23 protein-coding genes are annotated in these 20,853 nt (G+C 60.2%); 14 read left to right on the top strand and 9 right to left on the bottom strand.

The genetic code is table 11. From position 1 onward, the window contains the following. Window positions 1–15 precede the first annotated feature (15 nt). Together F7R06_RS14800 and F7R06_RS14795 are read right to left on the bottom strand one after the other, a co-directional pair. Window positions 16–573 carry a polysaccharide biosynthesis/export family protein gene (locus F7R06_RS14800; protein WP_090319786.1) on the bottom strand — a complete coding sequence of 186 codons (558 nt, stop codon included), beginning with the start codon at window positions 571–573 and terminating at the stop codon, window positions 16–18. Window positions 574–966: 393 nt separating this feature from the next. After that, window positions 967–1,452 (bottom strand): hypothetical protein, encoded by a 486-nt coding sequence (locus F7R06_RS14795; protein WP_090319783.1) that lies wholly within the window; start codon window positions 1,450–1,452, stop codon window positions 967–969. 581 nt (window positions 1,453–2,033) lie between these two features. Here F7R06_RS14795 and F7R06_RS14790 point away from each other — a divergent pair. Further along, the gene (locus tag F7R06_RS14790) at window positions 2,034–2,987 is read left to right on the top strand and encodes a Dyp-type peroxidase (RefSeq protein WP_090319780.1); all 954 of its coding nucleotides are present in this window, start codon (window positions 2,034–2,036) and stop codon (window positions 2,985–2,987) included. On the opposite strand, the gene mug is transcribed toward F7R06_RS14790, so the two are convergent. Both mug and F7R06_RS14780 read right to left on the bottom strand, forming a co-directional pair. Continuing rightward, window positions 2,984–3,511 carry a G/U mismatch-specific DNA glycosylase gene (gene mug / locus F7R06_RS14785; protein ID WP_090319777.1) on the bottom strand — a complete coding sequence of 176 codons (528 nt, stop codon included), beginning with the start codon at window positions 3,509–3,511 and terminating at the stop codon, window positions 2,984–2,986. The two genes, F7R06_RS14790 and mug, sit on opposite strands and share 4 nt — an antisense overlap. After that, a complete protein-coding gene (locus F7R06_RS14780; protein WP_090319774.1) occupies window positions 3,504–4,130 on the bottom strand; it encodes a TetR/AcrR family transcriptional regulator in 627 nt (208 codons plus the stop codon). The genes mug and F7R06_RS14780 overlap by 8 nt, the downstream gene beginning before the upstream one ends. Window positions 4,131–4,388: 258 nt before the next feature. On the opposite strand from F7R06_RS14780, the gene F7R06_RS14775 reads away from it, so the two are divergent. The 5 genes from F7R06_RS14775 to F7R06_RS14755 all read left to right on the top strand — a co-directional run bounded on the left by F7R06_RS14775 (window position 4,389) and on the right by F7R06_RS14755 (window position 10,505). Next, a complete protein-coding gene (locus F7R06_RS14775) occupies window positions 4,389–5,507 on the top strand; it encodes an HlyD family secretion protein (RefSeq protein ID WP_090319771.1) in 1,119 nt (372 codons plus the stop codon). Beyond that, window positions 5,507–7,003, top strand: coding sequence for a DHA2 family efflux MFS transporter permease subunit (locus F7R06_RS14770; protein WP_090319767.1), 1,497 nt, complete (start codon window positions 5,507–5,509; stop codon window positions 7,001–7,003). The genes F7R06_RS14775 and F7R06_RS14770 overlap by 1 nt, the downstream gene beginning before the upstream one ends. A 19-nt stretch (window positions 7,004–7,022) precedes the next feature. Further along, complete coding sequence (locus F7R06_RS14765) at window positions 7,023–8,495, top strand: efflux transporter outer membrane subunit (RefSeq protein WP_090319763.1); 1,473 nt, start codon at window positions 7,023–7,025, stop codon at window positions 8,493–8,495. A gap of 51 nt (window positions 8,496–8,546) precedes the next feature. Then, window positions 8,547–9,497, top strand: coding sequence for an aldo/keto reductase (locus F7R06_RS14760; RefSeq protein ID WP_090319759.1), 951 nt, complete (start codon window positions 8,547–8,549; stop codon window positions 9,495–9,497). Between the two features lie 63 nt (window positions 9,498–9,560). Continuing rightward, window positions 9,561–10,505, top strand: coding sequence for a LysR family transcriptional regulator (locus tag F7R06_RS14755; protein WP_090319756.1), 945 nt, complete (start codon window positions 9,561–9,563; stop codon window positions 10,503–10,505). 44 nt (window positions 10,506–10,549) lie between these two features. Here the strand turns inward: F7R06_RS14755 and F7R06_RS14750 are convergent, their stop codons facing one another. The 3 genes from F7R06_RS14750 to F7R06_RS14740 all read right to left on the bottom strand — a co-directional run bounded on the left by F7R06_RS14750 (window position 10,550) and on the right by F7R06_RS14740 (window position 13,000). After that, window positions 10,550–10,810, bottom strand: coding sequence for a DUF2790 domain-containing protein (locus tag F7R06_RS14750; RefSeq protein ID WP_090319753.1), 261 nt, complete (start codon window positions 10,808–10,810; stop codon window positions 10,550–10,552). A 193-nt stretch (window positions 10,811–11,003) separates the two neighbouring features. Next, entirely contained in the window at window positions 11,004–12,344 is a 1,341-nt protein-coding gene (locus tag F7R06_RS14745; RefSeq protein ID WP_090319750.1) for an ATP-binding protein, read from the bottom strand. Next, window positions 12,341–13,000: a response regulator transcription factor gene (locus tag F7R06_RS14740; protein WP_090319747.1), complete on the bottom strand. Its 660-nt coding sequence runs from the start codon at window positions 12,998–13,000 to the stop codon at window positions 12,341–12,343. Before F7R06_RS14740 ends, F7R06_RS14745 begins: the two co-directional genes overlap by 4 nt. Window positions 13,001–13,132: 132 nt before the next feature. Here F7R06_RS14740 and F7R06_RS14735 point away from each other — a divergent pair, with 132 nt between their 5' ends. The 5 genes from F7R06_RS14735 to F7R06_RS14715 all read left to right on the top strand — a co-directional run bounded on the left by F7R06_RS14735 (window position 13,133) and on the right by F7R06_RS14715 (window position 17,941). After that, the gene (locus F7R06_RS14735; protein ID WP_090319742.1) at window positions 13,133–13,456 is read left to right on the top strand and encodes a PepSY domain-containing protein; all 324 of its coding nucleotides are present in this window, start codon (window positions 13,133–13,135) and stop codon (window positions 13,454–13,456) included. Between the two features lie 88 nt (window positions 13,457–13,544). Further along, the gene (locus tag F7R06_RS14730; protein WP_090319739.1) at window positions 13,545–14,015 is read left to right on the top strand and encodes a DUF2271 domain-containing protein; all 471 of its coding nucleotides are present in this window, start codon (window positions 13,545–13,547) and stop codon (window positions 14,013–14,015) included. Window positions 14,016–14,040: 25 nt separating this feature from the next. Further along, on the top strand, window positions 14,041–16,221 hold the full coding sequence (locus F7R06_RS14725; protein ID WP_090319737.1) for a PepSY domain-containing protein: 2,181 nt from the start codon (window positions 14,041–14,043) through the stop codon (window positions 16,219–16,221). Then, complete coding sequence (locus F7R06_RS14720) at window positions 16,211–17,176, top strand: FAD:protein FMN transferase (protein WP_090319734.1); 966 nt, start codon at window positions 16,211–16,213, stop codon at window positions 17,174–17,176. Before F7R06_RS14725 ends, F7R06_RS14720 begins: the two co-directional genes overlap by 11 nt. A 63-nt stretch (window positions 17,177–17,239) precedes the next feature. Next, complete coding sequence (locus tag F7R06_RS14715) at window positions 17,240–17,941, top strand: VIT1/CCC1 transporter family protein (protein WP_090319731.1); 702 nt, start codon at window positions 17,240–17,242, stop codon at window positions 17,939–17,941. An 89-nt stretch (window positions 17,942–18,030) separates the two neighbouring features. Here the strand turns inward: F7R06_RS14715 and F7R06_RS14710 are convergent, their stop codons facing one another. Beyond that, window positions 18,031–18,447 (bottom strand): organic hydroperoxide resistance protein, encoded by a 417-nt coding sequence (locus tag F7R06_RS14710; RefSeq protein WP_090327258.1) that lies wholly within the window; start codon window positions 18,445–18,447, stop codon window positions 18,031–18,033. Between the two features lie 135 nt (window positions 18,448–18,582). Continuing rightward, entirely contained in the window at window positions 18,583–18,912 is a 330-nt protein-coding gene (locus tag F7R06_RS14705; protein WP_090319728.1) for a hypothetical protein, read from the bottom strand. Between the two features lie 241 nt (window positions 18,913–19,153). Between F7R06_RS14705 and F7R06_RS14700 the strand changes: the two genes are divergently transcribed. The 3 genes from F7R06_RS14700 (at window position 19,154) to F7R06_RS14690 (ending at window position 20,582) form a co-directional block, all read left to right on the top strand. After that, window positions 19,154–19,555, top strand: a complete 402-nt coding sequence (locus tag F7R06_RS14700; protein ID WP_090319725.1) for a hypothetical protein — start codon at window positions 19,154–19,156, stop codon at window positions 19,553–19,555. Beyond that, a complete protein-coding gene (locus tag F7R06_RS14695; protein WP_090319719.1) occupies window positions 19,555–20,094 on the top strand; it encodes a phosphohydrolase in 540 nt (179 codons plus the stop codon). Before F7R06_RS14700 ends, F7R06_RS14695 begins: the two co-directional genes overlap by 1 nt. A gap of 209 nt (window positions 20,095–20,303) precedes the next feature. Next, a complete protein-coding gene (locus tag F7R06_RS14690; RefSeq protein WP_090319716.1) occupies window positions 20,304–20,582 on the top strand; it encodes a DUF3303 domain-containing protein in 279 nt (92 codons plus the stop codon). Window positions 20,583–20,853 lie beyond the last annotated feature (271 nt).

The following is a 20,853-nucleotide window of genomic DNA, read 5'->3' as shown; positions in this document are numbered from 1 at the left end:
ATACCTCACGCAAAATCAAGGCACGACCAACGTATCGCCGGCCTGAAGTTCAAAGTTGGTGGACATGTCACGCCCGGAGATCAAGTCACTGTAGTGAACGGGCAATAACTTTTGGGTAGTTCCGTTGTTTCGAATAACCTTGATGCCATCCTTATCCGCAAACTTGTCCAACCCACCCGACATGCTCAAGGCTTGCAGCACGGTGGTTGGGCCGGTCATCTGCGCTGGCCCGGGCTTTAGTACCTTGCCCTGCAAGTAGAAGAGATAGCCTTTTGGATCCTTGATGCTGACGCTGACGTCGGGATCCGGAATGTATTTGACGAGTTTGGCGGCGATGGCCGACTCGGCGGCGGCGGTCTCAAGCCCCGCCACCTGGATGCATTTCACCAGTTTGATGCAGGCCCTGCCATCGGGAAGTACGGTGACGTCTTGATCCATGTTGGCCTCGCCCCACACCGAGACATGGATGACATCCCCAGGATTGAGCAGATAAGCCGCGTTTTTTTCGTTGGCACTGGAAATGCTGGGCCAAACAGCCAGCGCGCAGAGCGCAGGTAGCATTAAACGCAACATCGGGATCCCTCCGCCTAAGTAGCCTTGTCAGGAGTTTCACACAAAAGCGGAGCTAAATCACTATCTCCCCCTTCATGCCAAAAAAAACACGAGACTGTAATCGCTTCGGGCTTGTCGTTGGTCAATTTCATTCGGCACTACCTCAGCCAGAGAAATTTTTGTTATTTTACAGTAACTTGAATCCTTGCAATCGACCCTCTAGTTAACGCGTCAAATTAATTTCATTCAGGCCACCATCAAAATCCACTTGCCTGAACACCGCCCCCAGCGCATCTATTACAACTCAACTAATCGACGCCATCCCCCGATATAAAAACAAGGAAAAACACATATCGACCAGGAAAAATATTTGTTTAAAAATCAACTGGCGCCTAAACAAACCCCAAGCACTAGTTAAACTTTCCGACGGTTGGCAACCATAATGAAACCAAATAACGCCGAAGAGAACAGCCAGGCCACTGCAGAAAGCGGGACAGCTTTCGGCTGATTGGTTATTCCCGTCAACTCGGTAACCTGGTTTTTCAGATCAACCATTACCTGATCATTGGTGGTCCCCGCCATTAATCCGTCGCAAGCAGGAACATTGACACTTTCCATAGAGCCGGAGTGATGTACGACGCTGCTGAATTTCGCCGATTGAGCGCCATCGAAGTAGACATCGGTGACCAGTGAAGGCACACCCAGGCCGTTTCCAAGCGTAAGTAGCTCGTTACCGGAAGGCTCTTCCAGCGCATTACCCGCTTGCGACCTTAATGCATCGCATGAATTGTTCATGCGATTAAATTCATTGAAAAAAGTCGACGCCTGCGCATTAAAAGCAACCGCACCATTAGCGAGCATCAGAATCAAAACGGATTTAATGACAAGTGTTGGTCGCATAGCACAGCCTCCCTGCGCAGAGGTGAATTGTTTGTTGAGTAGAGGACTTTTCTATCAGCTTAAATTGAGCGTATAAGCACATAGCCAGCACGTCAATAGCTCGTCACGATAATAAAAAAAAATAAAAATCAGTGCAGAATGGCGTCAAAATACCGACAAACCAATCAACACTGACCTGCATCAAATGCACTGTTTTCCCATTCTCAGTGGTGACTTGGGTATTAGCTTGGAACAGGAAACGCTCTCAAATAACTTTATCGTTATCTTTTCGAAAGTTAGCGCTGGTTTTGAAAACAAACTTCAAGATTTTCGACAGTTACAGCTGTCGCCATGGATCCAACTTCGATTCAAATCAGCCACTTTTTTTCAAAACCGCTACGTCCAGACAGACCAAAATCCATGCAACGCGAGCCGGTTCATGCCGCGCCTGAACACTGACATTGAGGATGGCGGAAAACCGACGCACAGATTTTCATCGGTTTAACGTTTGCCCTCCGCCTCGATGGCGGACTCACCGCTAATCTTTGCCAGTGTCTCTCAACCCTGCCCCGCTGCTCACGGAACCGCCCACGCCTACGTCAATGCCAACGGACAACCCATCCCCCGAGCCTCAATCCATCTGCAAGCCAATTACCAGCAGCGCGATCTTCATCGTTGCAACATTGGTGCCGGGCATTGAGCGTACCAGCCAGGTGCTAGCCTGGTGCGCCGACATCGCCGCCCTCACGCGTTCCGTCGGCAAACGCGTGCCTGCCGGGAATCTGTCATGTGTGTGCGGTTTTGGCTCCGAGGCCTGGGACACTTTGTTCGGCGCCCCCCGGCCTGCCTCACTTCACGGGTTTCGCGAATTTGGTCCCGAAAGCCGTCTGGCGGTGGCAACGCCCGGCGATATCCTGCTGCACATTCGCGCCGAGCAGATGGACCTGTGTTTCGAATTGGCCACGCAATTGCTCGCAGCGCTGGGCGAGGCGGTCGTGGTGGTCGATGAAGTCCAGGGTTTTCGCTACTTCGACATGCGCAGCATCATCGGCTTTGTGGATGGCACCGAAAACCCGGTCGACCGCAAGGCCATCGAATTCACCATTGTCGGCAACGAAGATCCGGCGTTTGCCGGCGGAAGCTATGTGCTGGTGCAGAAATACCTGCACAACATGACCGCGTGGAATGCCCTGTCCGTCGAGGGGCAGGAGCGGATTATCGGGCGCACGAAATTGTCCGATATCGAGCTCGACGACTCGGTCAAGCCGACCTCTTCGCACAGTGCCCTGACCACCATTACCAAGGACGGCCAGGAAGTGAAGATTTTGCGCGACAACATGCCATTCGGCCGTCCAGGCGCCGGAGAATTCGGCACTTACTTCATCGGCTTCGCGCGCTCGCCCGACCCCCTCGAACAGATGCTCGAAAACATGTTTGTCGGCAGACCCGCGGGCAACTATGACCGCTTGCTGGATTTCAGCACGGCAGTCACTGGAGGCCTGTTCTTCGCGCCATCCTCCGACCTGCTGGAAGAACTGGCCGATCGTCAGCCCTAGAACGCCGAAACCCGGCCCACGCCGACTGCGTCATTGAGCTGGCGATACGCATCCACCAGTTGCTCAAGGGTGAATGCGCGATTGCGCCCACTGGGATTGGGCAGGACCCACACCGAAGCATTACCGAAGGTCCGGGGCTGGAGGCCCCACGCAACGTCCCGTTGGCCGGATAACGCGCAATACGCCGCCTTGCCGAGAAACGCGACAAAGCGCGGCGCGTAGCGGGTGATTTTCTCCTCGAAAGCCGCAGCGGCTGCGGTGAACTCATGCATCGACAACTGATCCGCTCGCGCCGTTGGCCGTTCGACCACGGCTGTCAATCCACACTGATACTGCAGGATCGTCCGGTCGTTTTGCGCACGCAACTCCTGCGGGGTGAAACCGGCGAGATGGAGGGTGCGCCAGAAGCGATTGCCACGACCCGCAAAATGATGCCCTTGGGCGGCGGCCATCACGCCTGGATTGATCCCGCAGAAAATCACCGCAAGCTGCTCGGCCAGAATATCTTCGAGTCGTTCAGCCACCGCAGATCACACCGACCGCATTGCGTGCGAGCGCCGTCAACTCTTCGCGGGATTTGCCCGCCCGGGCACGAATCGAAATGCTGTGCAGCAGCGATGAGGCCAGTACCGCCAGGGCCGCCACGTCGACATCGCTTTTCAATTCTCCGCAATCAATGGCCAGACGCAGACGCGTTTCCAGGTCGGCATCGAGCCTGTTGATTCGATCGGAAAGAACGTTGCGTATTTCCGCGTCCTCCACCGCTTCGGTTGTCGCCGTGCCGATGGCGAAGCAGCCACGGGGCTGGCCCTCGCCCGAAAAGTAAATCGACAACTGCCCCTCATAAAGCCGCGTCAGCGCCTCGCGCAAGGGCAGCGCTGGGTCCGTCAACGCCTCATGCATGGACGCCACGGCGAACTCCCAATACTGCTCGAGCGCCTTGAGGTATATCGCGTGTTTATCACCGAAAGCCGCATACAGGCTGGGGCGATTCATGCCCGCCGCCGTGGCGATGCTATCTAGAGAAGCGCCGGAATAGCCGGTACTCCAGAACACACCAAGCGCTTGCTGCAGCGCTGTCTGCGGATCGTAGGCGCGAGGCCGGCCCCGGCCTTTGCCCTCTAGAACTTTATTTTGTGCCATGTTGTACAAAATCCTTGATTGAAGGTGAGTGCAGGGATATTCTTACACCATCGCACAAAATTAAGGAACCAAAAGTTCCTCGGTGTCAGGTTTGTTGAAGCGAGGCTCGAACCGGGTATTGCGGCGACGAAACAGCGGCAGCGGAGCCACCCTCCCCACTGCCCACCGGTTGGCTTTCTAACGGCAATTATCAACGTCAGGGCCCCAGGCGCTTCTTGCTGCCGGCCGCCCGATTCCCGGTTAAAGGTGTATTCGATCATGACTAAACAGTTCGACATCCCGGCTTCGCAAGCCATTGAACACCCAGGACCGGCCAGGAAACCGCTCAAGGAAAAATTGCGCCCTTGGCTGATGATGGGCGTGCCTGCCCTATTCGCCGTGGTGGGCTACGCCCACTACATGGCGGGTCAACCCATCGTTTCGACCGACAACGCCTACGCCCGGGTAGCGAAGTCATCGATCAATGCTCGTGTTTCCGGGCAAGTGATCGAAATCGCGGTCGAGGACAACCAGCCGGTTCACAAGGGCCAGGTGCTGTTCCGGATCGACCCCAAGCCCTTCCAGATTGCCGTCAACCGTGCCGAAGCGCAGCTGAGCGTGGCACGGCTGCGCATCGACGGGCTCAAGGCCAGCTACCGGCAACAGCAGGCTGAATTGCAATCGGCCAAAGAATCGGCGGATTTCGATCAGCGAGAGTTTGTCCGCAAGAAGGCGCTGGTGGCCTCGGAGTTCGTCTCCCGTGCCATTTACGAACGCGCCGATACCGACGTCAAAGTCGCACGCCAGCGCATTGCCTCCATCGAACAACAGATCGCCAGCACGGTTGTCGCCTTGAACGGCAACCCCAACATCGATGCCGACAGCCACCCGACCGTTCGTGAGGCCAAGGCGCAGCTCGACGAGGCGCAGCTGTACCTCTCGTATGCCACGGTGTACGCGCCGGATGATGGCATCGTCGCCAAGGTCGACGATCTCCAGGTCGGCAACTTCGTCAACAACGGTGCCCCGGCGTTTGCGCTGATCTCCGCCCACGAGATCTGGGTTGAAGCCAACTTCCGCGAAACGGAAGTCACCCACATGCGCCCCGGCCAGGAAGCGACCATCCGCATCGATACCTACCCCGATCACCTGTTCAAGGCCCACGTCACCAGCATGAGCCCTGGCGCCGGATCGGACTTCGCCCTGCTGCCGCCGGAAAATGCCACCGGTAACTGGGTCAAGGTTGTCCAGCGGGTACCGGTTCGTCTCGAGCTGGACGAAGTGAACCCCGACCTGCCGCTGTATTCCGGCACCAGCGCCACGGTCAAGGTCGACACGGGTCACAGCACGCCATGGTGGCAACCGCTTAAAGCACTGTTGACCGCAGGTAACTCCTGATGAACGCCATCGCGATTGCTACCCCGCAGGACGGTGGTGCGCGCTCGCTCAGGTTCGCCGCGTTGCTGGCGACCTATATGCAGTCGGCGAACCTGCCGTTGCCGAACTCGGCACTGCGGTTTATCCAGGGCAGCGTGTCGATGACCGACGACCAGGCCGGGTGGATATTCACCGCCTACCTCGGTGCCAGCGCCATCACCCTGCCGCTTGCGCAGTGGCTTGCCGGGCGCTTTGGCTTGAAGCTCGTGTACCAGGCCGCGATCGTTCTGTTCATCGTGGGCCTGCTGCTCGCCACGGCCGCAACCACCCCGCTGGAATTCGTCGGTGCGCGGATTGTTCAGGGCATCGCCAGCGGCGTGTTGGGGCCGCTCTCCATGGGGATTTCCCTGGAGACGCTGCCACCGGCACGGCGGCCGAAATTTGGCGCGGTGTTCACCGCCGTTGTGCTCCTGGGCATTGCCACCGGCCCGACGGTCGGCGGTTGGCTCAGCGAATATCACGGCTGGCGCTCGATGTTCTACGCCAGTGTTCCGCTGTCGGTGTTCATTTTTCTGGTGGTGGCGCTACTGCTTGCCGAAAAAAAGGCCGAGACAAAACCGCCGTATGACTTCTTCGGCTTCGGCACCTTCACCCTGAGCATGATCGGCCTGCAAATGCTCCTCGACCGGGGTGAGCGACTGGACTGGTTTGCCTCGACCGAGATCTGGATCGAAGCGATCGCTTTTGTGCTGGGGATGTACCTGTTTGTCGTGCACGTCCTGACCACAAAGGTGCATTTCATCAACAAGAGCCTGCTCAGGGACCGCAACTTCGTGCTGTCGACGGTGATCTTTTTCGCCCTTGGCTTCGTGCTGTTGTCGACCATGGCGCTGACCTCGCCGATGCTGGACGAGATCCTGGGCTATCCGCCCGTCACCACAGGCTTGATGACGCTGCCGCGCGGTGCGGGTCTAGTCGGGTCATTCATCCTGATGAGCCGTTACTCCGATCGATACGACCAACGCCTGTTCGTTGCGGCGGGCGTTGCACTGGTGGCGTACGCCAACTGGATGATGCTCGGTTATTCGCCGCTGATGGACTGGACGCCGGTGGCGATTGCCGGGGCGATCCAGGGTATCGGCCTGGGCATCTTGATGCCGTCGATCAGCAAAGTGGCGTTCAACACCCTCGACCCCAAGGTGCGTCCGGAAGGCACCGGTTTCTTCAATCTGATGCGCGCTTATGGCAGCACCCTGGGCGTTGCGGTCGTGCAGTTGTACTTCTTCAACAATACCCAGGCGATGCACATGGCGCTGGCCAGCAACCTGACTCCGTTTCGCGCCGCCGCGCATTCGCTGGTGTCGGCCCCCTTGCCGGCGCTGGCGGGGCTCAACGAAATGATCACCGGCCAGGCCGCGTTCATCGCCGTGCTCGACCAGTTCAAGATTTTGATGGTGGTGATGCTGGTGGTGAGCCCACTGGTTGTCTTTCTTCGCAAACCCGTTTCGACCAACTAGTTTTCGTGGAGTGTGCCAAATGAAATCCCGTCATCTGTTCCCAACGAAAATCAGTGCGCTGTCGACCCTGATCTTCCTGTCCGCCTGCACCGTCGGCCCTGACTTCAAATCCCCTGACGCCAGCACCTCGCAGCATTATGACCAACAAGCCGAACAGCGTCTTGGCCAGGGCGGCAACAAGCCCGGTGAACAACGCATCGAACTGGGCAAAAAAGTTGGTGGTGAGTGGTGGTCAGCCTTTCGCTCGCCAAAACTCGATCAGGTGGTGCGCCGGGCCATCGACGGCAACCTTGAACTGGTCGCCGCCGACGCGACGATCCGCCAGGCCGCCTCCTCCGTCGCCGCAGCAGAGGGTGCACTGTATCCGCAAGTCGATTTCGGTGCCCAGGCTGGCCGCGCACGGACGCACAATGCCAAGGACCCTTCGATCTCCAACTTCTATGCGATTGGCCCGCGAGTGGGCTTCGACCTCGACGTATTCGGCGGTAACAAACGCCAGGTCGAAGAACAGCAAGCCTTCACCGATCTGCAGAAGCATCGCTACGAAGCGGCCTACCTGACCCTGACCGGCGATGTCGCCAGCCAGGCGTTGCTGGTGGCCTCGGCCAACGCGCAGATGCGTGCGGTCGAGAAGCTGCTGGCCAATGACGCCAAGAACCTCGAACTGGTACGCATGGCCCACGCCAATGGCAGCACCACACAAATCGATGTGTCGCTGGCCGAAACCCGGCTCGCTCAGGACCGTACGCTGTTGCCCCCCCTCGCCCAGCAGCGCGATTCGGCGCGCCACGCACTGTCGGTCCTGACCGGCAAAGGTCCGGCTGACTGGATCGCGCCGGACTTCGATCTTGCCGAGTTCGCCTTGCCGTCCAACGTGCCCGTCAGTTTGCCTTCGGAAATGGCCCACGACCGGCCGGACATCCTGCAAGCCGAAGCCGAGCTGCACATGGCCAATGCCGCCGTTGGCGTCGCAACCGCCAACCTCTATCCCCATGTCACGCTGTCGGCAACGCTTGCTCAGGCCGCTTCCGGCAATGGCGGCGCAGCGCTCTGGGGCTTCGCCGCAGGCATCGCCGGCCCGATCTTTGATGGCGGCACGCTCAAGGCTGAACGTCAGGCGGCCATCGACGGCTACAAGGCAACGCTCGCCGGCTACCAACAGACCGTCATCACCTCGTTCGGCCAGGTCGCGGACACCTTGCAGGCCATCAACCACGACGCCGAGGAAAACCTCGCGCAGGACGACGCGCTGCGGGCAGCCGAGACCAGTTTCCGCCTGAACCAGCAAGCCTACGCACAAGGCGAGAACAGCATCCTCCAGGTGCTGGAGGCCGAGCGTGCCTATGAACAGGCGCTACTGGGCCAGATCCGGGTGAAAACCGCGCAATACCTCGACACCGTGCGTTTGTTTGTCGCGCTCGGTGGTAATTCCGTCGGCGTGTTCGATCAACGAGTGGCCTCTCGCGACGAACAGAAACCTTCGTACCAGTAGTGCAAAAGCGCACTCATGAACATTTACACGAGCGGGCTCTGGAGTAGAAACATGTCTTACGAACCCATTTTCGATGCGCTTCGCGAAACCCGATTTCCCCTGGTAAACGGTTGCGGCGACATGCCGGCCGTTGGCTTCGGTACGTTGTTCAAGGATCTGAGCGTAACCACCCAAGCGATCAAACACGCGCTGGAAACAGGCTTTCGCCATTTCGATTGCGCAGAACGCTATCGCAATGAAGAAATGGTCGGCGCGGCGTTCAAGGCGTTCCTGGAGACAGGCAAGGCCCAGCGCGAAGACCTGTTCATCACCACCAAACTGTGGAACACCAACCACCGTCCGGAGCGGGTGCTGCCGGCGTTCGAGGCGAGCTGCCGACGCCTGCAAGTCGACTACATCGACTGCTACCTCATCCATACACCCTTTGCCTTTCAACCCGGCGACGACCAGGACCCGCGAGATCCATTCGGGCATATCATTTACGACGGGGGCGTGACGCTGATAGAGACCTGGCGGGCAATGGAGCGTCTGGTGGATGAAGGCCGGTGCAAGTCCATCGGTTTGTCCGATATCACCCTGCAAGCCTTAAAAGAGATCGTGGCCCAGGCGCGGATCAAGCCCGCCGTGGTGCAAGTCGAGTCCCACCCTTATCTGCCCGAATGGGAACTGCTCGAATTCTGTCAGGCCCACGGAATTATCGTCCTGGCGTTTGCGCCATTGGGCCATGGCATGGAGCCGAACGTGCTGGAAGACGAGGTCATTACCGGCATCGCCCGGCGCTTGCAAAAGAGCCCGGCGCAAGTGGCACTGGCCTGGTCGGTGCAGCGCGGCGTCGCTTTTCTGACCACCTCTGCAACACTGAGCCATATTCGCGAGAACTTTGATATTGCGACCCTGCCCCACCGGGCCATGCATGAAATCCGTCAGGATATTACGACGCGGATACGCTTCAATTCGGTGGTGGAAACCGGCGTACCCGGATTCATCCCGCGCAAGAAGTAACACGCGACAAGGGGCGGCCTTGTGTTGGGCCGCCCCTTTTTACGATCCTGTGAGGTGAAAACGATGGATGTTTTCCAGACCATGCGCTTCTTTACCGCTGTCGCCCAGAGCGGCAGCTTTACGGCAGCGGCGCAGTTGTTGGACACCACCACGACGAACGTTTCCAAAGCGATTTCCAGCCTGGAGGCCAGGCTGCACACCCGCCTGATCAACCGCACGACCCGCCGCCTGGCGTTGACCGAAGCCGGGGTGCGCTATTTGCAGCGCTGCGAAAAAATCCTCGAAGAGATCCGTGAAGCCGAAGAGGAAGCCGGCACCGCGCAAATCGATCCCAAGGGCAGGCTGAAAATTCATGCGGTGTCAGCCATCGGCAATCACTACGTGATCGACGCCATCGCCCGGTACAGGGAAATACATCCCTCGGTCATGTTCGATCTGACCCTGACCAATCGGCTGCCGGATTTGCTCGAAGAAGGCTATGACATGTCGATTGTGTTGGCGCGCGACCTGCCCGATTCGGGATTTGTCGCTCAGCGGCTTGGCACGACCTACAGCATTCTCTGCGCATCGCCGGCCTATCTGAAGAAACGCGGAACGCCCGACTCGCCGGGTGCGCTGCATGCCCATGACTGCCTGAGAATCGTCAACACGGTGATGCCGGTTGAACACTGGGTGTTCGAGGGGCCCGAAGGCATGGAGACGATCAATACGCCGGAGTCGTCCTTTCACGTCAATACTGCGGATGCCATGACCGTCGCACTTACCGCCGGAATGGGTATCGGGGTTCAACCCATCGCCTCCGCGGTCGCCGGCCTCAGGGCGGGCACCCTGGTGCGTGTTCTGCCGGACTATCATTTTGAAGAATTGAGCCTGTTTGCCATCTACCCGTCACGAAAATTCGTGGACGCGAAAATAAAGACCTGGCTGGAGTTTCTGAAAAACCACATCCCCAACTTGTTGGCAGCCGATGAGAAGATCGCCAGCCAATCAGAGCATCGGGTTCGCTAGTGCCGTCGCAATGGAGTGTCGACCCTCCACCGTCTGCAGCCCACTCAACCGTTCGAACATCCAGTGCCCATCACTTGATACTGCAGCACGTGGCGTTGACCGCTGGAGTCCTCGTAGATCATTTGCGCCGATACCGGTCCACACTCATTGGGAATATCGGCCACGGTAATGACCTTGTGGATGTCCAGTTCCGTTGAGTAGGTGTAGCGTTCGACAGGTGTGGTCGTTGTCGGGGCTTCCCCCGCAAAGGCCGGCGCGCCAAGGCCGCCAAGAGCAAGAAAAATCGCTACTTTTGCCAGGTTCATGATGTTCACCGTCTCGTTCAAGGTTTGCTTGCTTGTACCTGGCGAACCAAGGGCTACCGACGCCGTTGGTTCACCGGGTAGAGACGATGCTAAGCGTTTACCACGCCCCTAAATAGCGGGTTTGCGGACATACACTGTTGTCGGATTGCACAGGAATGACGCCGCCGCACAGGGATAATGGCGCCTCTCAAACTCAACCTTCGAGCGTCGCCACCACCGGCAACCAGACGCACACTTCAAAACCATCCGGCCGGCCCGTCGCAGGCGAGACCAGCAGCATTCTGGCGTTGACCCCTTCGACAATGGTCCTGGCAATTGCCAGCCCCAACCCTGAGCCGCTGGCCTCGCTGTTGCCCCGCACAAATCGCTCGGTCAGGCGCTGCAACACCGGTTCCGGCACAGCCGGGCCACCATTGATCACCCGCAAGAGCGCCGATTCGGACAAGCTCACTTCGACCGGCAGATCCGCCGCGCCGTACTTCAATGCGTTCTCGATCAGGTTGCGCAACAGGACGCCGAAGGCATCCGGGTCGATGGCCGAATACATACTGGCCTGTGCCGGGAGCCGCAACTCGACCCGGCCCCCGCTGCTGTGGTTCCACTCATCGACCACATGGGCCAGCAGCGGAATCAGATCCTGCGGTGTTTCAGACAACAGCCCGCCCCCCTCGGCCTTGGCCAGTTGCATGAGTTTTTCGGAAAGCCGCACCAACTCGCGCAATGATTTTTCGATCTTCGCCGCCCTCACCCGCAGCGGGCCTTCTGGCGCTTCGTGGCGCAAGCGCTGAATCTGCGCGAGCGTCGCCGCCAGTGGCGTGCGCAGTTCATGGGCACTGTTGGCGGTAAAGCTGCGCTCGGCCTCCAGGGCCTTGCGAAAGCGCTCCAGCAAATGATTGACCGCTTCGGCCAGCGGATCGATTTCCGCTGGCAGGCGTGCCACCTTGATCGGCGACAGATCGCCGACCCCGCGAGCCTCCACGGCCCGCCGATAGGCTATTACGCTGCGCAGGCTGATACGCACAAACAACCAGATGCCCAACAGGCTGACCGGGATCAATGCCGACAGCGGCAGCAGCAGGGCAAACAAGGCTTCCCGCGCCGCTTCACGGCGATGGCCCAGGGGCTCGGCGATCTCGATGAACACCGTTTCTCGCAACGCACTGGCCCCGTACAAACGGTACTTTTCCGTGGTCGTGAAACCTTCCGCCGGGTGCTTGCTGAAGATGTCCGGGTTGGCGTCATGGGACTGCATCAGAATCTGCCCCTCACCATTGCGTACCAGGTACGTCAGGTACTCCTTGTGGGTTTTGAGCGGGGCGACATGCTGGGCATCGCGGGGCTCTTCGCGGTTGCTGATTTCCAGCACGGCCAGCGGCAGGATGCGTTGCGCGGTTTCTTCCAGGGCGCTGTCGAACGCCTCGTTCAACTCGTGCTGCACCACCAGCCATGTACCCACCGTCGCCCCCAGCCAGAGCAGGGTCATGCCCAGCGTCAGGCCGATGCCCAGACGTTTCTGCAGACTGGAAGACTTCATGCGGACATCAGCCGATAACCCATGCCGCGCACGGTTTCAATCAGGTCACGGCCGAGCTTCTTGCGCAGTCGACTGATGTAGACCTCGATGGTGTTGCTCTCGATTTCAGCGCCAAAGGCATAGAGCCGCTCTTCGAGTTGCGACTTGGACAACAGCGCACTGGGGCGCTGGACGAAGGCCTCGAACAATGCCCATTCACGCGCCGTCAGGTCCACGGTCACGCCTGCTCGCTGCACCGTGCGCGCACTGACGTCGACCTGCAGGTCGCCCAGTCTGATTTGCGGATTGGGGTTGCCGCTGTAACGCCGGGCCACCGCTGCCACACGGGCAGACAGCTCGAACAGATCGAATGGCTTGACCAGGTAGTCGTCGGCCCCGGCATTGAGACCGGCGATGCGGTCGGAGATCTGATCCTGGGCCGTCAGGATGATCACCGGGGTCACATCCCCGGCTGCGCGCTGCTGGCGCAAAAAATCCAGCCCGCGACCGTCGGGCAGCATCAGGTCGAGCAGGATCAAGTCATAAGGCGTGCTGCGCACACTGTTGCGCGCATGCTCAAGGCGCTGCACCCAGTCCACGGCGTGGCCATCGTCGGCGATCTGCTCGCGCACCGCATCCCCCAGCCCCGGCGCATCCTCGACCAATAAAACCCGCATCTGGCACCTCCTGTGATGGTTGACGTGTAGCACCTTAGTCGCCGTACCTGACGTGAATCTGAAGATTCAGCTGGTTGTCAGGATTGCACCTTAGGGTATGCCACAGACGCCGACCATGGCAGGAGACAGATCATGAAATCAGGTTTTATGGCCAGTGCCGCGCTGCTGAGTCTGTTGCTCAGTGGTTATGTGCTGGCCGACGAAGATTGCAGCGACCCGGTGTCCGACTGGCAGCCGCGCGAAACGCTGCGCCAGCAGGTTCAACAGCAATATGGCTGGAGCGTGCAGCGGATCAAGGTCGACGACGGCTGTTACGAAATCAGGGGCCTGGATCGCAAGGGCAACGCGATCGAAGCCAGTTACGCGCCGGCCTCCCTGCATTTGCGCAAGCTGGAGATCCGCTTCAAGGACGACGGCGATGCCGGAGACTACCTCGCTCGGCCCATCACCGAATGACGAGCTGCCGAGGATTAATTCCCGGGTTTCAGGTTGCTGTCAGCAATCAGGTTCAGGCTCTCGACCAGACGATCAACAGGACATTCCCATGAAAAAGATCATTGCAGCCACCTGCCTCGCCGGCGCCATTGCCCTGCCGGGCCTCGCCCAGGCCCGGGAAGTCACGCTGACTACGCAACTCAAGGACTACGGCGGCAACGACGCCTACCTGGCGATCTATGTCACCGATGCCAATGGCCAGTACCAGAAAACCCTCTGGGTCGCCGGCAAGAAGGCCAAGTACTACAAGCACCTGGGCGATTGGGCCCGCGGCAGTGGCATGAACCCGAGCGAGTTTGACGGCGTCAGCGGTGCCAGCGTCGGTAGCGGACGCACGCTCAAAGTCAGCGTTGAGCTGGCGGATAACTTGATCGATGCCGGTTACCAGATCCGGATTGACGGCGCCGTCGAAGACAAGCGTGAGTCTCGCGCCGATGTCAGTGTCCCGCTGACCTCCAAAGGCGCCGGCAAGCCGGCAGCCGGCAGTACCTACGTCCAGTCCTTTACTTACGATCTGTAGTACCCGACCCATCCGGAGGCTGAACATGCTTCGCCAGCTCCATTCGATACCCGGCCTGATCGCCGCCCTGTTGGTCATGATGCTGGCCATCAGCGGCGCCATGCTGTCGGTCGACCCGGCCCTGGAGCGACTGCATCAGGCGCCGATCGCCAGCGGTCAGCTCAACGTCGGACAACTGGCCGGGCGCGTCGCCAGCCATTTCTCCGGCGTGGAGCAGATCCAACGCAGCGCGTCCGGGACCGTGATCGTCTACTACAACCAGAACGGCCAGGCCGGCGCCGAAACGGTCGATCCCCTGACCGGCCAGGGCCTTGCGCCCTACCAGCCCTCGGCCTTTTCACGCTGGATGAAAGACCTGCACCGCTCGCTGTTCCTCGGCACGCCGGGGCACGGTGTGGCCGGTGCAGGTGCCTTGTTCATGCTGATGCTGTCGGTGTCCGGGGCACTGTTGCTGGCCCGTCGCCTGGGCGGCTGGCGTAACCTGTTGCGGCCCATACGTGGCAACTTCAGTCAGCGCTGGCATGCCGAAGTCGGGCGTCTGGTACTCGTTGGCCTGATGCTCTCGGCGCTGAGCGGTACGTTCCTGTGCGCCACCACCTTCGGTCTGATTCCGGACGGCAGCACGGTTGAACCGGCCTTCCCGGCCCATGTCAGCGCCGGTCCGGCCATGCCGGTGGCCAACTTGCCGGCCTTGCGCAACGTCGACCTCAACGACCTGCGCGAACTGGTCTACCCCAGCCCTGGCAACCCGAAGGATGTGTTTTCCCTGCGCACGGCCCAGGGGGACGGTTACGTCGATCAAGGCAACGGCGCCCTGCTGTCCTATCAAGCCCATGACTCGATGCGCGCGCTCTACGAACTGATCTACCAATGGCACACCGGGCAGGGTCTCTGGTGGCTGGGCCTGATACTCGGGGTCTGTGCCCTGAGCGTACCCCTGATGAGCGTTACCGGGATTGTGTTGTGGTGGCGCCGCCGCAAGGCTGGCCCGAACATCCGCCACAACAGCCCCGCCCATTCGGCCGACAGCGTGATTCTGGTCGGCACTGAAACCAACAGCACCTGGGGCTTTGCCAAGACCCTGCACGACACCTTGCACGCCGCCGGACACAAAGTGCACAGCGCGCCAATGAACAGTTATTCGAACAACCTGGGGCATGCCCGCCAGTTGTTCATCCTGACCGCCACCCAAGGCGACGGCGACGCACCGGCTGCAGCCTCGCAGTTTCTGACACGCCTGGCCAAGGGCGGCCTCAAGCCGGGCCTGCCGTTTGCCGTACTGGGCTTTGGTGATCGCCAATTTGCCCGGTTCTGTCAGTTCGCTCATCAGGTTGACGCGGCGATGCAGCAGGCCGGCGGCACACCGTTGCTGGCGCTGGAGACCATCAACCGCCAGTCCTCCCAGGAATTCAGCCGTTGGGGCCAGAAACTGGGCGCTGTCATGGGCCAGGAGTTGGCGCTGAATCACACCCCCGACCGGCCGCGCACCCATCAACTGGAACTGGTGGAACGCATTGCCTACGGGCAACAGGTCAACGCACCGACCCACGTTCTGCGCTTCAAGGCCGTGGGCGACCTGCCATGCTTCGAGGCCGGCGACCTGGTGGGCATCGTGCCGCCGGGAAGTGCCGAGCCACGGTTCTACTCCCTGGCCAGCAACTCGGACGACGGCGCACTGGAAATCTGTGTACGCAAACATGAAGGCGGTGTGTGTTCCGGCTTCCTCCATGAGCTGCCCGAGGGCGCTCCGATCGAAGCCTTCATCCAGCCCAATCCGCATTTTCGCCCGGCCTCGGGCAAACAGCCGGTGATCCTGATCGGCGCCGGCACCGGTATCGGGCCGTTGGCCGGTTTTATCCGCAACAACAAGGCCCGCCATCCAATGCACCTGTACTGGGGTGGACGCCACCCGGCGTCGGACTTTCTCTACGAGCCGGAGCTCAACAGCTACCTGGCGGACCGTCGCCTCACCCGCTTGCGGGCAGCGTTCTCTCAGGTTCAGGATCGCAGCTACGTGCAAGACCGGTTGATCAGCGATGCGCTGGCCTTGCGCCGCCTGATTGAAAAAGGCGCCCAGGTCCTGGTGTGTGGCAGTCGCGAGATGGCCAAAGGCGTGATGCACGCCCTGGATGAAGTATTGGCCCCCCTCAACCTGAGCGTGCTGACGCTCAAGGCACAAGGACGCTACCTTGAAGATGTCTACTGAGCTGCAACGCTACAGCCTCAACGGCGAAACCATGGGCAGCCGTTACACCGCGCTTTTCTATGCGGAGCCAGATTTGTCGACCGAGGCCATCAATCACAGCCTGGCGCGCGCCGTGAGCCGGGTGGACCAGCAAATGTCCACCTGGAAGCCAGACTCCGACCTCAATCGCCTCAATGCCGCGCCCGAACAGCAATGGGTCGCTGTCCCCAAGGAGCTGGCCACGGTGCTGTCCACGGCACTTCGCGTTGCTCAGCAATCGGGGGGAGCCTTTGATATCGCCGTCGGTGACTTGGTGCAAGCCTGGGGATTCGGCCCCGGCGAGCCGGTCGTCACGCCGCCAGCCCTCGATGCGCCGTTGCCACCGGTGCGCACCTCGGCCAGTGCCGCGCTGGAGGTGGATCCGCAACGCAATCAAGTCCGCAAACGCGCACCGCTGACCCTCGACCTGAACGGCATCGCCAAAGGCTTCGGCGTCGATGAACTGGCGCGTTGCCTCGAAGGCTGGGGCATCACCCATTACCTGGTAGGCATCGATGGCGAGATGCGCGCCCGGGGCGTCAAACCCGGGGGCCAGTCATGGGTCGTGGCGCTTGAAAAACCCAACCGGGGCGTGCGCGAAGTGATGGGCGTGATGGAGCTTGGTGACGCGGCCATCGCCACTTCGGGGGACTATCGGCACTGGGTCGATGTGGCGGGCAGGTCCTATGCTCATACCATGAATCCGGCGACCGGAGCCCCGCTAAGCAACCCGCTCGCCGCCGTCACCGTGGTTGCCAACAGCTGCATGCTCGCCGACGCCTGGGCCACGGCCCTGATGGTGCTGGGTGAAATCGAAGGCCCGCGACTAGCCCAAGAACGCGGGATGGACGCCTTGTTTGTGTTGCGCGACGGTGAGCAGTTCAAGGAAATATCGATTGTCGGCGGCAAACGGCAGGCGCAGATTGAAACGCGGTGAAGCGACGGGTCGAAGCCCTGCCCTGTGTATTGATCCCTCTCCTGACAGTGAGTCCTCCCAACGATGAAATTCATGCACCGGCATACCGAGTCCCACCGAAGTGATCGAATTGGCTGGCTTCGCGCCGCCGTGCTGGGGGCCAACGACGGGATTGTCTCCACCGCCAGCCTGCTGATCGGCGTCGCGGCCGCCAGCGCCAGCCATTCCACCCTGCTGGTGACCGGGATGGCGGGCTTGATGGCCGGTGCCATGTCGATGGCCGCCGGTGAATACATCTCCGTGCACTCCCAGGCCGATACCGAACAGGCGGACTTGTCGCGCGAACGGGCAGAACTGGCCAGCGACCCGAAGGCCGAGCACATCGAGCTCGCCAACATTTACATGCACCGTGGCGTTTCGCCGGAATTGGCCCACCAAGTGGCCGACCAGTTGATGGCCCATGATGCGTTGGGCTCTCACGCCCGAGACGAACTGGGCATCAGCGAGACCCTGACCGCCAAACCCGTGCAGGCAGCCCTGGCCTCGGCCGCCAGCTTTGTGTCGGGTGCCGCCTTGCCGCTGGCCGTGACCTTTGTCGCGCCGGAGCACAGCGTGGTCTTCTGGATAGCGCTCATGTCCCTGGTGTTTCTCGCTGCCTTGGGGGCCATTGCCGCCAGGGCTGGCGGTGCCAGGGTCTTGATCGGCGCCTGGCGTGTGACCTTTTGGGGCGCTCTGGCCATGGGGGTGACCGCACTGGTGGGGCGTTTATTCGGAGCGGTGGTCTAGTTCGTGACGCTTCATGAAAAAACGGCGCCCCCGGTCAAAGGAGGCGCCGTTTTTTTTTGGCCTTGCACTCGCCAAGGCTCTTTTTCAATTCAGACCAGCTTGAGCGTGACGTTGATGTTATTGCGCGTGGCTTTTGAATACGGGCAGTACTTGTGGCCGGTGTCCACGAGTTTCTGCGCGGTCTCGCGATCCAGTCCCGGCAGGCTGACGTTCAGCCGCGCCTGCAGAAGGTAGCCACCTTCATTGGTGCCCAGGTCGACTTCGGCATCGACGGCCACGTCCTTGGGCAGGGCAACCTTCAGTTCCTTGGCCGCGACGCCCATCGCGCCGATGAAACAGGCTGACCAGCCGGCAGCAAACAGTTGCTCCGGGTTGGTGCCACCGCCACCGGCGCCGGGAGACGAGAGCTTGATATCAAGAATGCCGTCAGCACTGCGGGAGGCGCCGTCGCGGCCACCCGTCGTGTGGGTTTTGGCGGTGTACAGCACTTTGTCGAGCTGGGTCATGATGATCTCCTGATTGAAATGTGGTTTATGCACTTTCAGTTGAATCAGAAAACGGCCGTCAGGCCTGATGCCAGGCATTCAATATAGACGGCACTGGAAAACGAGACATCCGATCCGACAGAAGCCACCTCCCTCTCATTTACGTGCCAGCTTGTACTTCACGCAGTCGTTGTAAAAACTCTGGCGCACCGCCTCGGGTTTGATCCGGGTGGGACTGTCGTAGGTTTGCTCGGTGATGCCCATGGCCATCATGCGCATCCACGACTTGGAAAACTTGTACGTATGGATCTTTTGCCGCGCGGCATACAGCGAAACACCTGCCAATTTGAGTTCCTGGGCTCTTGCCGCCGTACCCGCGCCCCAACTGCACATGTAACGATCATTGGGCATCAGCTCCCTGGCCTGGGCAGTCACTGCAAGACCTGCAACGCCGAACGAAATCAGCGCGATCCGAATATTGCGCATTTACACTCCACCTAACCGCCTGAAAATAAAGCGATTCTGGCGACCGGCGTAACACTTGGGGGCCAGCATAATGCCTTTTCTGCAACGCACCGCGCTGACGCCCTGACGGGCCGGGCGTCGCCGGTGACATTGATCGACTGTGTTCGAGCTGACGCGCCTATCGCCAACGCGAACGCGCCCCCCTGCAACCGTTCAGAACCCTATGGGCAAACCCGATCCGGTCGCTCTATGATTGAGCCCCATGACCACCTCTGCTCCGATCCGCCAACCCTGCCCGCCCGGCGTCTGCGACTGCGGGCGCGACCCGTTGCTGGAAACACCGGGAGCGGACGTGCGCATCCTCTTTCTGACCCGCACGGAAGAGAAACGCCTGATCGACCGCCTGGAAAACCTGCAGAGCCTGACTGACCTGGAGCACATGAAACGACGGATGTTCGAGCAATTGGGCATTCGCGTGGACATCGCCCCGGGTTTCAACGAAGTGCGCACCATGCGCGGTATCGGCATCCAGGTTGGCGAACTGCCGGGACTGTGCCGCAAGACCCGCGCCTCGATCCCGACGGCGATTCGCCGCGCCATGGAAAAACGCCCGGAAATCGCCTACGAGCTGCTCAACGCCAATGACCTGTTGCGGGACACATGATGAACCCCGTTCTCGAATTCCCCCTCACCGACGAGATACTCACCGAGTTCGCGCTGGCGATTGGCACCGACCTGCAGGGCTATCGCAATCACGTCTATCGGGTACTGAATTTCTATTGCGCGATCAGCGACCTTCAAGGCCTGCCGTGCGACGCGGTGCAGATCGCGGCAGCGTTTCATGACCTGGGTATCTGGACCGATAACACCCTCGATTACCTGCCGCCCTCGATTCGCCTTGCCAGTGAATACCTGGACACCAAACAACGGCCAGACCTGAAAGAACACGTGAGTGCGCTGATTCTCGAACACCACAAGGTGCGCCCCTATCGGTGGGCGCATGCGACAACGGTCGAGCCTTTCCGCCAGGCCGACCTGATTGATGTATCCCTCGGCCGGGTCCGTTTCGGCCTGCCACGAGCGCTCATCAAAACCGTGCAATCGACCTTTCCCGATCACGGGTTTCACGCGATGCTGATCAAGCGCTCTGCCCGCCAGTTCCTCCGCTCTCCGTGGCGTCCGCTGCCCATGTTTCGTTGGTGAAACAGGCGTTCAGCCCTGCCCTTGAACAGTCCCCCGAAACAGGATCGACGGTCGTACGCGAAACGCTGCCCACTGCTATGCCTTCACATGGGAGTTCTCGTTGCAAACCAGCCAGGACGGAACTGGAAACCCCCAGTGCGACCCTGGTCCCCGGCGCCAACCAGGTCCACCCCGGCAAACCGGTGCCAATCCGCAACAGGAGGTGGCCGATGTTATTCATAGTCAGTTGGTCGATCAGCCCCGACAACCGCAATGCCGCAATCGAGCGTTTTCTCAAGACCGGCGGCGCTCCACCCGCGGGCGTCACCATGAAGGGACGCTGGCATGCGGTGGGTGGTTCGGCCGGCTTTGGCATTGCCGAAGCCAGTGATGGGGTGCCGATTCAGCAATGGGTGCTGGAGTGGAATGACCTCATGAGCATGGAAGTCCACGCCGCGTTGACCGACGAACAGATGGCGCCGCTGCTGGCCGCTACTGTCGGTAAATAAAAGCGCCATCCAGGCGGCGGGCCCTGCTCGCCGCCACGCCCCCCCATCAAGCGGGGGGCGTGATCGGGACTTTGAATCGAAGATGCCCTCATTGGCGCTACCCGGAAACTCGTCGACGAAGCCCTCTCAAAGCGGTGTAAGCCTCCTGAAACACCACAATTTATTTCTGGATATTTCACAGTTCATACCTACGCTCATCCGCGGGGGATCCCAATTCAGGGTGGTCGGGGGACTGCTCAAAGGTACTCACGTCAGTACACAGGATCTCGAC

The sequence above is a fragment of the Pseudomonas moorei genome (assembly GCF_008801475.1).
GTDB lineage: Bacteria > Pseudomonadota > Gammaproteobacteria > Pseudomonadales > Pseudomonadaceae > Aquipseudomonas > Aquipseudomonas moorei.
Note: the sequence above shows the minus strand (reverse complement) of the source record. Positions and strands in the feature narration are given on the sequence as shown.

Coding starts and splice junctions, on each gene's coding strand:
- F7R06_RS14780 (WP_090319774.1), bottom strand. CDS start 4,130: ATGGCACAAAATAAAGTTCTAGAGGGCAAAGGCCGGGGCCGGCCTCGC.
- F7R06_RS14735 (WP_090319742.1), top strand. CDS start 13,133: ATGAAATCAGGTTTTATGGCCAGTGCCGCGCTGCTGAGTCTGTTGCTC.
- F7R06_RS14725 (WP_090319737.1), top strand. CDS start 14,041: ATGCTTCGCCAGCTCCATTCGATACCCGGCCTGATCGCCGCCCTGTTG.
- F7R06_RS14755 (WP_090319756.1), top strand. CDS start 9,561: ATGGATGTTTTCCAGACCATGCGCTTCTTTACCGCTGTCGCCCAGAGC.
- F7R06_RS14795 (WP_090319783.1), bottom strand. CDS start 1,452: ATGCGACCAACACTTGTCATTAAATCCGTTTTGATTCTGATGCTCGCT.
- F7R06_RS14790 (WP_090319780.1), top strand. CDS start 2,034: ATGCCAACGGACAACCCATCCCCCGAGCCTCAATCCATCTGCAAGCCA.
- F7R06_RS14730 (WP_090319739.1), top strand. CDS start 13,545: ATGAAAAAGATCATTGCAGCCACCTGCCTCGCCGGCGCCATTGCCCTG.
- F7R06_RS14770 (WP_090319767.1), top strand. CDS start 5,507: ATGAACGCCATCGCGATTGCTACCCCGCAGGACGGTGGTGCGCGCTCG.
- F7R06_RS14700 (WP_090319725.1), top strand. CDS start 19,154: ATGACCACCTCTGCTCCGATCCGCCAACCCTGCCCGCCCGGCGTCTGC.
- F7R06_RS14705 (WP_090319728.1), bottom strand. CDS start 18,912: ATGCGCAATATTCGGATCGCGCTGATTTCGTTCGGCGTTGCAGGTCTT.
- F7R06_RS14750 (WP_090319753.1), bottom strand. CDS start 10,810: ATGAACCTGGCAAAAGTAGCGATTTTTCTTGCTCTTGGCGGCCTTGGC.
- F7R06_RS14690 (WP_090319716.1), top strand. CDS start 20,304: ATGTTATTCATAGTCAGTTGGTCGATCAGCCCCGACAACCGCAATGCC.
- F7R06_RS14695 (WP_090319719.1), top strand. CDS start 19,555: ATGAACCCCGTTCTCGAATTCCCCCTCACCGACGAGATACTCACCGAG.
- F7R06_RS14800 (WP_090319786.1), bottom strand. CDS start 573: ATGTTGCGTTTAATGCTACCTGCGCTCTGCGCGCTGGCTGTTTGGCCC.
- F7R06_RS14720 (WP_090319734.1), top strand. CDS start 16,211: ATGTCTACTGAGCTGCAACGCTACAGCCTCAACGGCGAAACCATGGGC.
- F7R06_RS14760 (WP_090319759.1), top strand. CDS start 8,547: ATGTCTTACGAACCCATTTTCGATGCGCTTCGCGAAACCCGATTTCCC.
- F7R06_RS14710 (WP_090327258.1), bottom strand. CDS start 18,447: ATGACCCAGCTCGACAAAGTGCTGTACACCGCCAAAACCCACACGACG.
- F7R06_RS14775 (WP_090319771.1), top strand. CDS start 4,389: ATGACTAAACAGTTCGACATCCCGGCTTCGCAAGCCATTGAACACCCA.
- F7R06_RS14715 (WP_090319731.1), top strand. CDS start 17,240: ATGAAATTCATGCACCGGCATACCGAGTCCCACCGAAGTGATCGAATT.
- F7R06_RS14745 (WP_090319750.1), bottom strand. CDS start 12,344: ATGAAGTCTTCCAGTCTGCAGAAACGTCTGGGCATCGGCCTGACGCTG.
- F7R06_RS14740 (WP_090319747.1), bottom strand. CDS start 13,000: ATGCGGGTTTTATTGGTCGAGGATGCGCCGGGGCTGGGGGATGCGGTG.
- F7R06_RS14765 (WP_090319763.1), top strand. CDS start 7,023: ATGAAATCCCGTCATCTGTTCCCAACGAAAATCAGTGCGCTGTCGACC.